This window comes from Niastella koreensis GR20-10 (genome assembly GCF_000246855.1).
In the GTDB taxonomy this organism is placed as follows: Bacteria; Bacteroidota; Bacteroidia; order Chitinophagales; family Chitinophagaceae; genus Niastella; species Niastella koreensis.
On record NC_016609.1, the window covers coordinates 8,524,339 to 8,538,404 of the forward strand.

The 14,066-nt window shown below is 44.7% G+C and carries 12 protein-coding genes; 9 read left to right on the top strand and 3 right to left on the bottom strand.

Annotation, left to right across the window (positions count from 1 at the left end; all coding sequences use genetic code 11):
- From clpX to NIAKO_RS34330, 3 genes are all read right to left on the bottom strand, one after another.
- Complete coding sequence (gene clpX / locus NIAKO_RS34320) at positions 1 to 1,239, bottom strand: ATP-dependent Clp protease ATP-binding subunit ClpX (protein WP_014223104.1); 1,239 nt, start codon at positions 1,237 to 1,239, stop codon at positions 1 to 3.
- Positions 1,240 to 1,361: 122 nt separating this feature from the next.
- Positions 1,362 to 2,003 (bottom strand): ClpP family protease, encoded by a 642-nt coding sequence (locus NIAKO_RS34325; RefSeq protein WP_014223105.1) that lies wholly within the window; start codon positions 2,001 to 2,003, stop codon positions 1,362 to 1,364.
- Between the two features lie 46 nt (positions 2,004 to 2,049).
- Positions 2,050 to 2,745 (bottom strand): ClpP family protease, encoded by a 696-nt coding sequence (locus tag NIAKO_RS34330; RefSeq protein WP_014223106.1) that lies wholly within the window; start codon positions 2,743 to 2,745, stop codon positions 2,050 to 2,052.
- Positions 2,746 to 3,357: 612 nt separating this feature from the next.
- Here NIAKO_RS34330 and NIAKO_RS34335 point away from each other — a divergent pair.
- The 9 genes from NIAKO_RS34335 to NIAKO_RS34375 are packed head-to-tail and all read left to right on the top strand — an operon-like array spanning position 3,358 to position 14,049.
- Positions 3,358 to 4,074 (top strand): phosphoadenylyl-sulfate reductase, encoded by a 717-nt coding sequence (locus NIAKO_RS34335; protein ID WP_014223107.1) that lies wholly within the window; start codon positions 3,358 to 3,360, stop codon positions 4,072 to 4,074.
- Positions 4,075 to 4,103: 29 nt separating this feature from the next.
- Positions 4,104 to 5,012, top strand: coding sequence for a sulfate adenylyltransferase subunit CysD (cysD, locus tag NIAKO_RS34340; RefSeq protein WP_014223108.1), 909 nt, complete (start codon positions 4,104 to 4,106; stop codon positions 5,010 to 5,012).
- A gap of 46 nt (positions 5,013 to 5,058) precedes the next feature.
- Positions 5,059 to 6,297, top strand: coding sequence for a sulfate adenylyltransferase subunit 1 (locus NIAKO_RS34345; RefSeq protein ID WP_014223109.1), 1,239 nt, complete (start codon positions 5,059 to 5,061; stop codon positions 6,295 to 6,297).
- A 42-nt stretch (positions 6,298 to 6,339) separates the two neighbouring features.
- Complete coding sequence (epsC, locus tag NIAKO_RS34350; protein WP_014223110.1) at positions 6,340 to 7,167, top strand: serine O-acetyltransferase EpsC; 828 nt, start codon at positions 6,340 to 6,342, stop codon at positions 7,165 to 7,167.
- A gap of 13 nt (positions 7,168 to 7,180) precedes the next feature.
- Positions 7,181 to 8,158 carry a cysteine synthase A gene (gene cysK / locus NIAKO_RS34355; protein WP_014223111.1) on the top strand — a complete coding sequence of 326 codons (978 nt, stop codon included), beginning with the start codon at positions 7,181 to 7,183 and terminating at the stop codon, positions 8,156 to 8,158.
- A 13-nt stretch (positions 8,159 to 8,171) separates the two neighbouring features.
- Positions 8,172 to 9,035 (top strand): uroporphyrinogen-III C-methyltransferase, encoded by an 864-nt coding sequence (cobA, locus tag NIAKO_RS34360; protein ID WP_014223112.1) that lies wholly within the window; start codon positions 8,172 to 8,174, stop codon positions 9,033 to 9,035.
- On the top strand, positions 9,019 to 10,782 hold the full coding sequence (locus tag NIAKO_RS34365; RefSeq protein ID WP_014223113.1) for a diflavin oxidoreductase: 1,764 nt from the start codon (positions 9,019 to 9,021) through the stop codon (positions 10,780 to 10,782). The genes cobA and NIAKO_RS34365 overlap by 17 nt, the downstream gene beginning before the upstream one ends.
- 51 nt (positions 10,783 to 10,833) lie before the next feature.
- A complete protein-coding gene (locus NIAKO_RS34370; protein ID WP_014223114.1) occupies positions 10,834 to 12,522 on the top strand; it encodes an NADPH-dependent assimilatory sulfite reductase hemoprotein subunit in 1,689 nt (562 codons plus the stop codon).
- Between the two features lie 15 nt (positions 12,523 to 12,537).
- The gene (locus NIAKO_RS34375) at positions 12,538 to 14,049 is read left to right on the top strand and encodes a TSUP family transporter (protein WP_014223115.1); all 1,512 of its coding nucleotides are present in this window, start codon (positions 12,538 to 12,540) and stop codon (positions 14,047 to 14,049) included.
- The last annotated feature ends 17 nt before the right edge of the window (positions 14,050 to 14,066 follow it).

The following is a 14,066-nucleotide window of genomic DNA, read 5'->3' on the forward strand; positions in this document are numbered from 1 at the left end:
TTACGCAACTTTCAACATGCTCATCTTGCTCTTGTCGAAGTTCTTTTGTGCATACTCCAGGTTCAAATGGAAAACAGTTTGTTTGCTCGAAGGCAGTTCAAACATAGCGTCGGTTAATATGCTTTCGCAAATGCTGCGTAAGCCACGGGCGCCCAGTTTGTATTCCATTGCTTTATCAACCATAAAATCCAGCACCTCGTTATCTATGTTCAGTTGAATGTTCTCCAGTTCAAATAAACGCTTGTATTGTTTAATCAACGCATTCTTTGGTTCTGTTAAAATAGAACGGAGTGTTGATTTATCGAGTGGGTTCAGGTGAGTAACAACCGGTAAACGGCCCAGTAACTCAGGGATCAAACCAAACGATTTTAAATCGGTAGCATTAATGTATTGCAGCAGGTTCTTTTTCATGTGTTCCTGCAGCTCCTTGTTTACATTAAAACCAATAGCGTTGGTGTTTACCCGGCGGGCAATCACTTTATCAATACCATCAAATGCGCCACCGCAAATAAACAGGATGTTCTGAGTATTGATCTTGATCAGTTTTTGCTCAGGGTGTTTGCGACCGCCTTGAGGGGGAACCAGTACGTCTGTACCTTCCAGCAGTTTCAGCAAACCCTGTTGAACGCCTTCACCACTCACATCGCGGGTGATGGAAGGGTTATCGCCTTTACGGGCAATTTTATCGATCTCATCTATATAAACGATGCCTCTTTCGGCAGCGGCTACGTCATAGTTACAAACCTGCAGCAAACGGGTCAAAATGCTTTCCACGTCCTCACCTACATAACCGGCTTCGGTAAATACTGTAGCATCAACGATGGCGAAAGGCACATTCAGCAAGCGGGCAATGGTTTTAGCCAGCAGGGTTTTACCTGTACCGGTTTCACCTACCATTACGATGTTGCTTTTTTCGATATCTACTTCGTTTTCAGCAGGTTTTTGTTGAAGGCGTTTGTAGTGATTGTACACGGCCACTGCTAATACTTTTTTAGCGTCGTCCTGACCGATCACGTATTCATCCAGAAAGCGTTTAACCTCAATGGGTTTCTTTACATTCAGTTTGAAGGATGTAGAAGGTGGGGTAGTTTCATGGCGGATCATCAGCTCCTGTTCAATGATCTCGCGTGCATGCTCAACGCAATTCTCACAAATATGTCCTTCCTGCCCGGCAATAAGAATCTTTACTTCATCGCGGCTGCGTCCGCAAAAAGAACAGTGTAATGTTGTTTTAGCCATGTTTGTATAAAATCGCTTACAAAGGTATCTAAATGCTACTCCAAATCCCAATTAAAAATCCCAAACTCCTTTTCTAGAAAATTAGTATACGGAATTTGGGACTTTTACTGGTTTATATGTACTTATAACTTTTCAACTTGCTGATCTACAATGCCATATTCAATTGCTTCTTTGGCATCCATCCAGTAGTCGCGATCGAAATCCTTCATTACCTGTTCAAATTTCTTACCACAGTTTTCGGCCAGAATGCGGGCGCCGATCTCTTTGGTCTTTTTAATTTGTTTGGCCTGAATTTCCAGGTCGGCGCTTACGCCCTGCATATATCCGCCCAGGCTGGGTTGGTGGATCATCACCTCACCATGGGGATAAATGAAACGTTTGCCTTTGGTACCGGCGCTCAGCAGGATAGAACCCATAGAGGCGGCCAATCCCATACAAATTGTGTTTACCGGGCTTTTCAGCATGCGCATGGTATCGTAAATAACCATCCCGCTGGTAACCACGCCTCCAGGACTGTTAATGAAGAATTTAATGTCTTCGCCAGGTTTGTCAGCATCCAGCAATAACAGTTTGGATACAACTTCCCTTGCTGTTTTATCTTCTACAACACCCCACAGGTATACCGCTCTTTGTTCAAAAAAGTATTTCTCCATTTTTTTGGCCAGCATGCCAAATTCTGGTTTCTCTTCCTTGCCGTTTTCTTTTGGTTCGTCTTCATCATCCATGCGAAATGGCTGAAATAAATGATTTGAATATATCTGCATGATATGTTTTGTTTGAAATTCGATTTAAATAGTTCTTCAGAAAGGCTTAGTTATCTTTCTTCTCTTTACGTGGGTTGATCAGCAACACTTCATCAACAATACCATATTCCTTGGCTTCTTCAGAAGTTAACCAGTAGTCGCGATCACAATCCTTTTCAACCTGTTTTACGGTTTTGCCAGTGTGTACGGAGATGGCATCATACAGGTTCTTTTTGATCTTTTTGATCTCCTGTACAGTGATCTCGATATCACTTCCCTGGCCGCCAATGGCGCCGCTGGGTTGATGCAACATCACACGGCTGTGTTTTAAGGCAGTGCGTTTTCCCTGGGTACCGGCGCACAACAGTACAGCAGCCATAGAAGCGGCCATACCAATGCAAATGGTACTTACATCGGGAGTAATGTAGTTCATGGTGTCATACACGCCCAAACCGGAATACACGTTTCCGCCGGGAGAGTTGATGTACATCTGGATGTCGCGGGTGCGATCGGTGCTTTCCAGGAACAACATCTGAGCAGTTACGATATTTGCCACTTCGTCATTGATGGGGTAGCCCATGAAAATGATGCGGTCCATCATCAACCGGCTGTAAACGTCCATTACAGCGATATTCATCGGACGTTCTTCAATAATATTGGGAGTGAGATTCGTAACTGAATGCTTTTGGTAACTGTGCAGGGTATTGCTTGAAATACCTCTGTGGTGTACCGCGTATTTTTCAAATTCTTTTCCAAGATTCATAGTACTTTTCTGTTATTTGAGTTGGCAATATAAGTTTTTTAGGAAACCAAATACCGTGCTATATCAAAAATCAGCCATTTTGACCTAATATCCTCAAAAGCAAGCATTTTGAGCCTGCTAATGAGGCAGTCAGCCTGGCATAAAATGTCCATTTTGGGGTCTTGGGAAGTATAACAGGCACTGGTATGTAAAAAAAGCTGACAAGTTGAACGGCGCCCGCCAGGCCACTTTGGTATTCAGCCGGCTGCAAAGGTATACCGAACGGCCATTAGCCTGATTTTTCATACCTCATAAGTGCCCATTTAACAGTTAAAAGCTAATGTTGTTTTGCGTTCACGTACAAACAATTGTTTGTACGTGGTTTGTTAAAAGCACCAATTAGTCCACTCGTTTGGTAGAAAAAATTTTTGATATCCGTTGCTATGTGTTATCTTTGATCTACAAACTGAGTAGACTTATTTTATGTTTCGCTCCCAAACCATACACATAATGTACATCTCCTGTTGCAATAAATACTGTTGTTGCTGTTAATACTCAGTTTTCTACTCGCTTGTACGTTTCGCACTAAGTTTCCAGGTTCCAGATTTACGAATGAATGAATGATAAAAGAATATGAGCTCTACGTTAAAGGCACGCTTGACAGAATTAACCCACCAATCAGATAGACTATCTGTTGCTGAGTTTATTAAATTCCTTACAGAAGAATTCCCCGGTCAGGTAACATTCAGTAGCAGTTTTAGCTATGAAGACCAGGTAATTGCACACGAAATCCTGAACAATCAATTGCCGGTTAGCATCTTTACTTTAGATACCGGAAGGTTGTTTGCAGAAACCTATTCTGTTTGGAACAATACCAACGAAAAATACCACGCCAACATAACAGCCTATTATCCCGATTATAAATTGCTGGAAACCTTTGTTACTGAAAAAGGTCCCAATGCATTTTACGAATCGGTTGAAAACCGCAAACAGTGCTGCTTTATCCGCAAGGTAGAACCGCTGAAAAGAGCGTTGGCCGGTAATGCGATCTGGATAACCGGTTTACGGGCCGAACATTCGCCCGACCGCCACGACCTCAGCATAATTGAGTGGGACGAAACCAACCAGATCATCAAGTACAATCCCATCCTTCACTGGACAACCGAACAGGTAAAAAAATTCATCGACGATAATAATGTGCCTTACAATCCGCTGCACGACCGCGGTTTTGTAAGCATAGGATGCGCCCCTTGTACACGCGCAATAAGGCCAGGAGAAGATTTCAGAGCCGGCCGCTGGTGGTGGGAAGACGCAGCTAAAAAAGAATGCGGTCTGCATATTCATAAATAATTTATTAACTGAATTCTGAAAAGAGAAATATGAGTAAGTATAGTTTAGATTATTTGGATCATCTGGAATCGGAAGCTATTCATATCTTCCGCGAAGTAGCAGGGCAATTTGAAAGACCAGCCTTATTGTTCTCCGGTGGTAAAGATTCCATCACGCTGGTGCAACTGGCGTTGAAAGCATTCCGCCCCGGTAAATTCCCTTTCCCACTCGTTCACATCGACACCGGACATAATTTCCCCGAAGCCCTTCAATACCGTGATGAACTCGCCAAAAGATTAGGCGAAAAGCTGATCGTGCGTAATGTAGGCGATACCATAAAAGCAAAAAATTTGACTGAACCTAAAGGAAAGTTTGCCAGCCGCAACGCTTTACAAACTTTCACCCTGCTCGATACCATCGAGGAGTTCAAGTTTGATGCCTGCATTGGTGGCGCCCGCCGCGACGAAGAAAAAGCAAGAGCAAAAGAACGCATCTTCTCTGTTCGGGATGAATTCGGTCAATGGGACCCTAAACTGCAACGCCCCGAACTGTGGAATACTTATAATGGTAAAATAAGCAAAGGTGAGAATGTGCGTGTATTCCCCATCAGTAACTGGACGGAATTAGACGTTTGGAATTATATCCGCCGGGAAAAGATCGACCTGCCTTCTATTTATTTCTCACACGAACGCGATGTGATCGATCACGAAGGACAACTGGTAGCTGTAAGCGAGTTTATTAAACTCGATGAAGGTGATACAGTACTTAGAAAGAATGTTCGCTACCGTACGGTAGGGGATATGACCTGTACTGCAGCTGTAGAATCACGTGCCGATAACATCGACGATATCATCAGCGAGATCACCGCTACCAAAACAAGCGAACGCGGCGAAACCCGTATCGATGATAAAGTGTCTGAAGCAGCAATGGAAGACAGAAAGAAAAACGGTTACTTCTAATTTCTTCCCGATTTTCAATCGGGATCAAAATCTCAAAATTACTACAATGGATTTATTACGGTTTATAACAGCAGGCAGTGTTGATGATGGTAAGAGTACCCTGATCGGCCGTTTATTATTTGATAGCAAAAGCATCATGATCGATCAGCTGGCCGCTATTGAAAAACAGAGCAAGAATAAAGAGCAGGGTGAGATCGACCTGGCTTTGTTAACCGACGGGTTGCGTGCAGAAAGAGAACAGGGCATCACGATCGACGTGGCATATAAATACTTCTCAACGCCCAAACGCAAGTTCATCATCGCCGATGCACCTGGTCATATTCAGTATACCCGCAACATGGTTACCGGCGCTTCTACTGCCGACCTGGCTATCATCCTGATCGATGCCCGTAACGGGGTGGTTGAACAAACACGCCGCCATTCTATCATAACTTCTTTATTGAACATCCCCCACGTGGTAGTAGCCATCAACAAAATGGACCTGGTTGACTACTCACAGGATGTTTACAACAATATAGTGATCGATTACGCCGAAGTGGCAAAATCACTGGGGCTGAAAGATGTAACCTACATTCCGCTCAGTGCCGCATTTGGCGATAACATCGTAGAAAAATCGCCCAGGCTGGCCTGGTACGAAGGCACTCCTTTGTTAGAGTTCCTGGAATCAGTAGAAGTAGATAAGGACATCAACCTCGCCAACCCACGTTTTCCCGTGCAGTACGTGATCCGTCCTCAAACAGACGATCTGCACGATTATCGTGGTTATGCCGGAAAAGTAATCAGTGGAATTTATAAGAAAGGCGACGCCATCACCGTATTGCCTTCAGGCCGCACCACTACTATCTCTGCCATTGAGCACAATGGTAAAGAAGTGGAAGAGGTGTTTGCACCGCAAAGCGCTATCCTTCACCTGGAAGATGACATCGACATCAGCCGTGGCGACCTCATCGTAAAAAGCGAAAACCTGCCCAAATTAACCCAGGAGCTGGAAGTGGTGTTGTGCTGGATGGACAGCAAACCGCTGGTTACCGGTAACAAATATTTATTGCAGATCAACAGCAAAGTGGTAAAGAGCGTGATAAAAGAGATCGAATACAAGCTGGATGTAAATACGCTGCAAAAAACAGAAGCAACTTCGGCTACGCTGAACGATGTAATAAAAGTAAAAATTAAAACGGCTTCGCCCATTCCGTACGATAGCTACAGCGATCTGCGTGAGAACGGCGGCGCCATTCTGATAGATGAAACCAGCCATGTAACGGTTGGAGCCTGTATGATTCAATAGCCGGGTTGTAACCAAGTGTTGAACTTTTGAATATTGAATAAAATGAGCACGCAAGAATTTATACAACATTTATATGCGCAACTTAAAAAGGTAGATACCACTTTCCCTGATAAGGAACTGGCAGAACAGTTCATTGACCAGGTTTTTAATTTTTTGTTTTTACCCAATAAGAAGCATCATCTGTTCAGTGACCTGGAGAAAGAACTCAATATTTTGAGAGGACATTTATCCAGCCTGGTATACGATGTAACGCATAAGGAAGAAAAGGCAGAGAAAAATACGGAAACCTTTTTTGCAGCTATTCCAGCACTGTATGAAACGCTGATAAAGGATGCGAAGGCTTTGTTGCAGTTTGATCCCGCAGCGCGGTCGGTAGAAGAAGTGTTGGTGGCGTATCCCGGCTTTTATGCAACAGCAGTATATCGCCTGTCGCACCAGTTATGGGAGCAGGGCGTTGAAATTCTGCCAAGGTTATTCACCGAGTATGCGCACAGCAAAACAGGTGTTGATATTCATCCCGGTGCACAAATTGGCGAAGGCTTTTGCATCGACCATGGTACCGGCATCGTGATTGGCGAAACAACTGTAATAGGTAATAATGTAAAAATATACCAGGGTGTAACATTAGGCGCCCTGCACGTTTCAAAGGAGACCATAACAAAGCGGCATCCTACCATTGAAGATAATGTGACCATTTATGCAGGTGCTACCATTCTCGGCGGCGAAACGGTTATAGGAAAGGATAGTATCATTGGCGGGAACGTTTGGCTTACCTATAGTGTACCCTCTTTTTCAGTAGTGTACCACAAAAGCGAGGTAAAGGTTCGCGACAAAAATCCATTTCCTGAGCCATTAAATTTCGTCATCTAAAAAATTGGGAATTATGATCACCGAAGCAAAACAAACAAAGACAACCAGTAAAACTGATAACCAAAACAACCAGCGCATGAGAGCCGGTAGCATTTTAGAAACAATTGGCCAAACACCCCATGTTAGAATAAACAAACTGTTTGGTGATAGCCACGAAGTATGGATCAAGCTGGAACGCAGCAATCCAGGCAACAGCATCAAAGATCGTATTGCATTATCCATGATCGAAGATGCAGAAGAGAAAGGCATTTTGAATAAGGACAGCGTGATCATTGAACCTACCTCTGGCAACACCGGTATTGGTTTGGCCATGGTAGCAGCGGTGAAAGGTTATAAACTGATCCTGGTGATGCCCGAATCGATGAGTGTTGAAAGAAGACAACTGATGGAGCTGTACGGCGCCACTTTTGAATTAACGCCCCGTGAAAAAGGTATGAAGGGCGCTATTGAAAAAGCAAAAGAGCTGGTAGCTGCAACGCCCAATTCGTGGATGCCCCAGCAGTTTGATAATGCAGCGAATGTAAAAGTGCATCGCGAAACAACTGCCCAGGAGATCCTGGAAAGCTTCCCCGATGGCATCGATTATCTGATCACTGGTGTAGGCACCGGCGGTCATATTACCGGGGTGGCAGAAGTGCTGAAAGCCAAATTCCCTAGCCTGAAAGTATATGCAGTAGAACCTGAGTTGTCGGCAGTTATCGCTGGCGGCGCTCCCGGTCCGCATCCTTTACAGGGTTTAGGCGCCGGCTTTATTCCTTCTATCCTGAACACTTCGCTGCTTGATGGAACTGTTAGTGTGGGTAAGGACGAATCTTTCAGCTATGCACAACGCCTGGCAAAAGAAGAAGGCATTCTGGCTGGTATTTCAACCGGTGCAGCCCTGGCGGCAGTTGCCAAGAAATTAGCCGAAATACCCAAAGGCGCCCGTGTATTGACGTTCAACTACGATACCGGTGAAAGATATTTATCAATAGACGGTTTGTATAAATAATAATAAACGGTACATGCAGGCAAACCCAACATATGGCAAAGTGATACTGGCAGCGGCGGGTCCCGGTGACCCGGAACTGGTAACAGTAAAAACTGCACGCTACCTGCAGCAGGCCGAAGTAGTACTGGCAGACCGCCTCGTAAGCGAGGAGATCTTGCATCAGTATGTGAACAGCCAGGCGGAAGTAGTATATGTTGGCAAGCAATGCAGCCGTGGATCATCAACACCCCAGTATACCATTAACGAACTGTTGGTACATTATGCCACACAGGGCAAACTGGTAGTACGGTTAAAAGGTGGCGATGCATCCCTGTTCTCGAACATACTCGATGAATTGCAAACCCTGGTACAACACAACATACCTTATGAAATTGTACCCGGTGTAACCGCAGCGTTGGGTGCTGCAGCTTATGCAGGCATACCATTAACAGCCAGAGGCTATACTACATCTGTGCGTTTTTTGACCAGTTATAAACTGGATGTTGTTACCGACAACTACTGGAAAGAGCTGGCGGAAACCAACGATACCCTGGTGTTTTATATGTCGTCAGAGACACTCGGTCATGTAGTAAGCAACCTGGTAAAGCATAATATAGAAAGCGAAAAGTTGCTGGCGGTAATTGAGCAGGCTACCACGCCTTTGCAAAATGTGCACGTAACCAATTTATATAAATATGATGAACAGCTTCGGGGAAAAACATTTGTTTCCCCGTCGCTGGTCATCATTGGCAAAGTGGTGGCATTGCATGAGCAATTTAAATGGCTCACCAACAGCAACAGCGCAGAACATTATTTTAAACCACTCGCAAAACTGATTACAACAACACCCGATTCTGAGAATGCGGAAAAAGTAAATAAACATGTTAGCAGAGCATAAATTGAAATTGTTACAGGATTTAGTAAGAACTTCTACCAAGGAAGAACTGGTTTGGATGAATGGATTCCTGGCCGGCGTACTGATGAATTGCCACGACCAACCGGCGCTGGCGCCCACATCAGCAGCTACGGCATCGGCTCCTGCAACAGCCGCTGCACCCGTTGCAGCCCCTGTTGAAAGCAAACCAACCGTATCTAAAATAACCATAGCATACGGTACTGAAACCGGTAACTCAAAAAAGCTGGCCACCGACCTGGCTGCCAAGGCAAAGAAGAGTGGGATCCAGGCCAAAGTGGTAAGTCTTGATCAATATCGCCTGAATGACCTGGCCAAAGAAGAATATTTCTTTACCATCATCAGCACCCAGGGCGAAGGCGAGCCACCTGCTACTGCAAAGAAATTTTACGACCACATTCATCAGAATGGATTCAAGTTGCCACAAATAAAATATGGCGTATTGGCCCTGGGCGACACATCATATCCTCTATATTGCAAGGCCGGTGAAGATGTAGACCAGCAATTACAAAAACTGGGTGGACAACGTGTTGTTCCATTAATTAAATGCGATACAGATTACCAGGGTGATGCAGATGGCTGGTTCTCGCAGGTATTGCATTCATTAACTACCACTACCAGCAGCAATGGTTCTGCCAGTGTAGGCGCGGTAGTAACAACCAAAAAGCCAGCCGGCAAAAAAGTTTACACAGGCAGCATCATTACCAATGTAAACCTGAACGACAGAGGTTCGCAAAAAGCAACCCATCATATTGAAATAGTGGCCGATGAACTGGAGTACCAACCCGGTGATTCTATCGGGATCGTTCCTGAAAACGCACCCGCTATTGTAGATGCAATCATTGCATTGACCCGTATCGACAGCAAAAAAAGCGTATCGTTCCGCAACGAAATGCATACCGTGATAGAGCTGTTGAAAAAGAAAGTGAACATTGCTTATTTGCCTGAGCGCGTAGTAAAGGCATATGCAGCTATTGTAAAACAGGATATTCCCGAAACAAAGATCAGTCTGCTTGATCTGTTGAAGATCTATCCTGTAAACAATGCAGCTCAGTTTGAAGAAGTGATCGGCATTCTGGAACCGATCACCCCAAGATTGTATTCAATTTCCTCTTCACCCAATGCACACAGCGGTGAAGTGCATATTACTGTAGCCCGCGACAATTTTAAAGTGAACGGCGAAGTAAAACATGGTTTGGCCTCTAACTTCCTGGCCGACCTGCCGGTTGATGGCCCGCTGGAATTTTATGTACATAAAAACAACCAGTTCAGGTTGCCGGCAGAAGACAAAGACGTAATTATGATCGGGCCCGGAACAGGTATTGCCCCCTTCAGATCATTTATAGCTGAGCGTGATGCTGCCGGCGCCAGTGGCCGTAACTGGCTGTTCTTTGGCGACCAGCACTTCACTACCGACTTCTTATATCAAACAGAAATTCAAAACTGGATCCAGACAGGCGTACTCACCAAAGTGAATGTAGCCTTCTCAAGAGACCAGAAAACAAAAATATACGTACAGCATAAAATGCTGGAGCATGCCAAAGCATTTTATGAATGGTTACAAAATGGCGCCTACGTATACATCTGCGGTGCTAAAGAGCCAATGAGTGTAGATGTGGAAAATACCATTCTGCAGATCATTGAAAGATTCGGAAGTAAATCAAGCGCGCAGGCGGTTGAGTATTTGAACCAGCTGAAAGAAGAAGGCCGCTTCCTGAAAGATGTATATTAAGAGTTCAAAGTTTTAAGTTCAAAGTTTTTAGTTCACTTGTAACTTTTCAAAATGAGTACAAACGATAATAAGAATCTGTCTTCTACCGAAAAAATAAAAATGGCCAGCGATGGCTTGCGGGGTACGTTAAAAGAAAGCCTGCGCGATGAAATAACCGGTGCTATCCGTGAGGATGATACGGCGTTGGTGAAATTCCATGGTATGTATCAGCAGGATGACCGCGACCGTCGCGAAGAGCGCAGCGCCAAAAAGCTGGAATGGCTGTATTCTTATATGCTTCGGTTGCGTTTGCCCGGTGGCTTTATGACCGCTGATCAATATATAGGATTACATAACATTGCCGGTGACCACTCAACCGGGGTTATTAAGGTCACTACCCGCCAAACCATACAGCTGCATGGTATCTTAAAATCGCATGTAAAGCCAACCATTCAGGCTTTCAACACCATATTGCTCGATTCGATTTCTGCCTGTGGCGATGTGAACCGCAATGTAGCTTGCGCGGCTCACCCCAAATTTTCACCTATACACGAAGAAATTTTCTCCTATGCAGCGAAAATAAGTAAACTGGGATTGCCCAAATCAAGAGGATATTATGAAATATGGCTCGATGAAAAGCCATTGCTCGATAAAAAGGAAAAAGAAGCAATAGAAAAAGACGATCTGTACCAGGACCGTTATCTGCCCCGTAAATTTAAAGTGGGTATCGCTATCCCGCCAAACAACGATGTGGATGTATTTACCAATGACCTGGGGTTGATTGCTATTATTGAAAATGACAAATTGATAGGTTTTAACATCGCTGCCGGCGGTGGCCTTGGTGCCACCCATGGTAACGCAGCTACATATCCGCGCCTGGCGTCGATGCTGGGTTTTGTAAGGGGCGAAGCCAATACTCTGAAAGCCGTGCTGGAAGTAATTACCATTCAGCGCGACCATGGTAACCGCAGTGATCGCAAGCTGAGCCGCCTGAAATACACCATCGACAAAATGGGGGTGGAAGCATTTAAGGAAGAACTGGAAAAACGTTGTGGGTTCAAACTCGAAGAGCCAATGCCATATACCTTTACCAGCAGAAAAGATGAGTACGGCTGGCACAAGAACCACGAAGGCAAATGGTTTTATACCGTATTTATTGAAAATGGCCGTATCGCCGACGAAAAGGTGGCGATAAAAACAGCCTTACTGGAGGTAGCAAAAACTGGTAAAGCCAATTTCCGTTTCACCAGTAACCAGGGTTTGATCCTCAGCGACATTGCACAGAAGGATAAGAAGGCTGTAGAAAAGATCCTGACCGATTTCGGAATTATTGCACATACAGACAGTGCAGGGGCGGTACGTAAAAATGCCATCGCGTGCGTAGCGTTCAATACCTGTTCGCTGGCGCTGGCCGAAGCACAACGCTACCTGCCATCGCTTATTACGAAAATTGAGCCTATCCTGGCTAAGTATGGCCTTGAGAATGACGAAATTTCCATGCGTATGACCGGTTGTCCCAATGGTTGCGGTCGGCCGTATGCTGCGGAGATCGGTTTTATAGGTACTGCCTATGGCCGTTATAATTTACATTTGGGTGGCGACCGCGAAGGTTTCCGTTTAAATAAAAAGTACAAAGAAAATATCGATGAGCCTGCAATTTTGAAGGAACTGGATGAGCTTTTTGAGAAATATAGCAAAAACAGGAATTCCGGTGAAACATTTGGGGATTTTGCAGTTCGCGAAAAGTTGGTAACGATTTAAAAACGATCGGTAAGTATGGCAACAGAACAACAATTAGTGGAGGAACAAACCGGCAGCCCTGTCAGCGACAGGGAGTCCAACCGGTTATTCCCGGTTTTTTTGAAGCTGGAAGAATTAAGGGTATTGCTGGTAGGCGGTGGTAAAGTAGGCACGGAAAAATTAACCGCGATCCTCGGTAATTCTCCTGCTGCCGTAGTTACTGTTGTTGCTATTACAATTTCCGATGAAGTATGCAGGTTGGCCAGCCAGCATCCGCAGGTAGTGTTACAGGAAAGACCTTTCAATGTACACGACCTCGATAACAAAGATGTGGTGGTAATTGCGGTAAATGACAAAGAGATAAGTTCGGGCGTGCGCAATGCTGCCAAAGAAAAAGGTTTGCTGGTAAATGTGGCTGATACTCCCGACCAATGTGATTTTTATTTAAGTTCCATTGTTCAAAAGGGTAACCTGAAAATTGCCATTTCAACCAATGGCAAATCGCCAACCATGGCCAAGCGGTTAAAGGAAATGTTGCACCAGGCTTTACCAAATGAAGTAGACGACGTGATCAATAATATGCATTTGATCCGCAATAAGCTCAATGGTAATTTCGATCATAAAGTAAAAGAGCTGAATAATATTACCAAAGTGTTGGTGGAAGATAAGCCACAGGAGAAAATATTTCCGGGTAAAAAAATAGCGCTTTATGCCATAGGCGTACTGTTAATAATGTTGCTGGGGCATGTGGTTTTTTCTTTTATTACCCTGGACCAAATGGTAGATTTTTACCATGGCATCGATCCAAATTTTTACTGGATGTGTTTAACGGGGTTCCTGGCCCAGATAGTAGCCGGTTCTATGGGCATGGGATATGGAGTAATGTGTACCACCGTGCTGCTTACGCTGGGCATTAGTCCGCCAGCCATCAGCAGCAGTATACATACTGCAGAAACTTTTACCAGCGGTGTTACGGCATACAGCCATTATAAATACGGAAATGTTAATGCCAAGCTGGCGAAATCGCTGGTATTGCCCGGTGTTATTGGCGCCGTTGTGGGGTCGTTACTGCTGGCGAAATTTGGCGATGATTATGCAAAATACATCAGACCGGTGCTGGCGGGTTATACCTTGCTTTTAGGTATCAGGATCCTGCTGAATGCATTTAAAAAGAATAAAACGGTAAAACAAGGCAATCCTAATATCCCGGTGCTGGCAACCATTGGTGGTTTTATCGACGCTTTTGGCGGTGGTGGCTGGGGCCCGCTAATGACCGGTACCATGGTAAAAAGCGGTCGTACCCCCCGGTTTGCCATTGGCAGTGTGTGTGTAGGCAAATTCTTTATAACCCTGGCAAGCGCCATTACATTTTTTGCCTCTATGGGCATAAGTCACTGGCCTATAATAGCAGGTTTGTTTTTGGGTGGCATTATAGCTGCACCATTTTCTGCCCGGCTGGCCAGCAAGCTGCCGCCCAAAACCATGTTTGTGTGTGTAGGAATAGTGGTGGTATTGTGTAGTCTGAAAATTATAACCAAGATATTTTAGATAAAAAAAATTGGTCT

Excerpts from the sequence above, each read along its gene's own strand:
- NIAKO_RS34375 (WP_014223115.1), top strand. The coding sequence starts at position 12,538 with ATGGCAACAGAACAACAATTAGTGGAGGAACAAACCGGCAGCCCTGTC.
- cysK (WP_014223111.1), top strand. The coding sequence starts at position 7,181 with ATGATCACCGAAGCAAAACAAACAAAGACAACCAGTAAAACTGATAAC.
- NIAKO_RS34335 (WP_014223107.1), top strand. The coding sequence starts at position 3,358 with ATGAGCTCTACGTTAAAGGCACGCTTGACAGAATTAACCCACCAATCA.
- clpX (WP_014223104.1), bottom strand. The coding sequence starts at position 1,239 with ATGGCTAAAACAACATTACACTGTTCTTTTTGCGGACGCAGCCGCGAT.
- cobA (WP_014223112.1), top strand. The coding sequence starts at position 8,172 with ATGCAGGCAAACCCAACATATGGCAAAGTGATACTGGCAGCGGCGGGT.
- NIAKO_RS34365 (WP_014223113.1), top strand. The coding sequence starts at position 9,019 with ATGTTAGCAGAGCATAAATTGAAATTGTTACAGGATTTAGTAAGAACT.
- NIAKO_RS34330 (WP_014223106.1), bottom strand. The coding sequence starts at position 2,745 with ATGAATCTTGGAAAAGAATTTGAAAAATACGCGGTACACCACAGAGGT.
- NIAKO_RS34325 (WP_014223105.1), bottom strand. The coding sequence starts at position 2,003 with ATGCAGATATATTCAAATCATTTATTTCAGCCATTTCGCATGGATGAT.
- epsC (WP_014223110.1), top strand. The coding sequence starts at position 6,340 with ATGAGCACGCAAGAATTTATACAACATTTATATGCGCAACTTAAAAAG.
- NIAKO_RS34345 (WP_014223109.1), top strand. The coding sequence starts at position 5,059 with ATGGATTTATTACGGTTTATAACAGCAGGCAGTGTTGATGATGGTAAG.
- cysD (WP_014223108.1), top strand. The coding sequence starts at position 4,104 with ATGAGTAAGTATAGTTTAGATTATTTGGATCATCTGGAATCGGAAGCT.
- NIAKO_RS34370 (WP_014223114.1), top strand. The coding sequence starts at position 10,834 with ATGAGTACAAACGATAATAAGAATCTGTCTTCTACCGAAAAAATAAAA.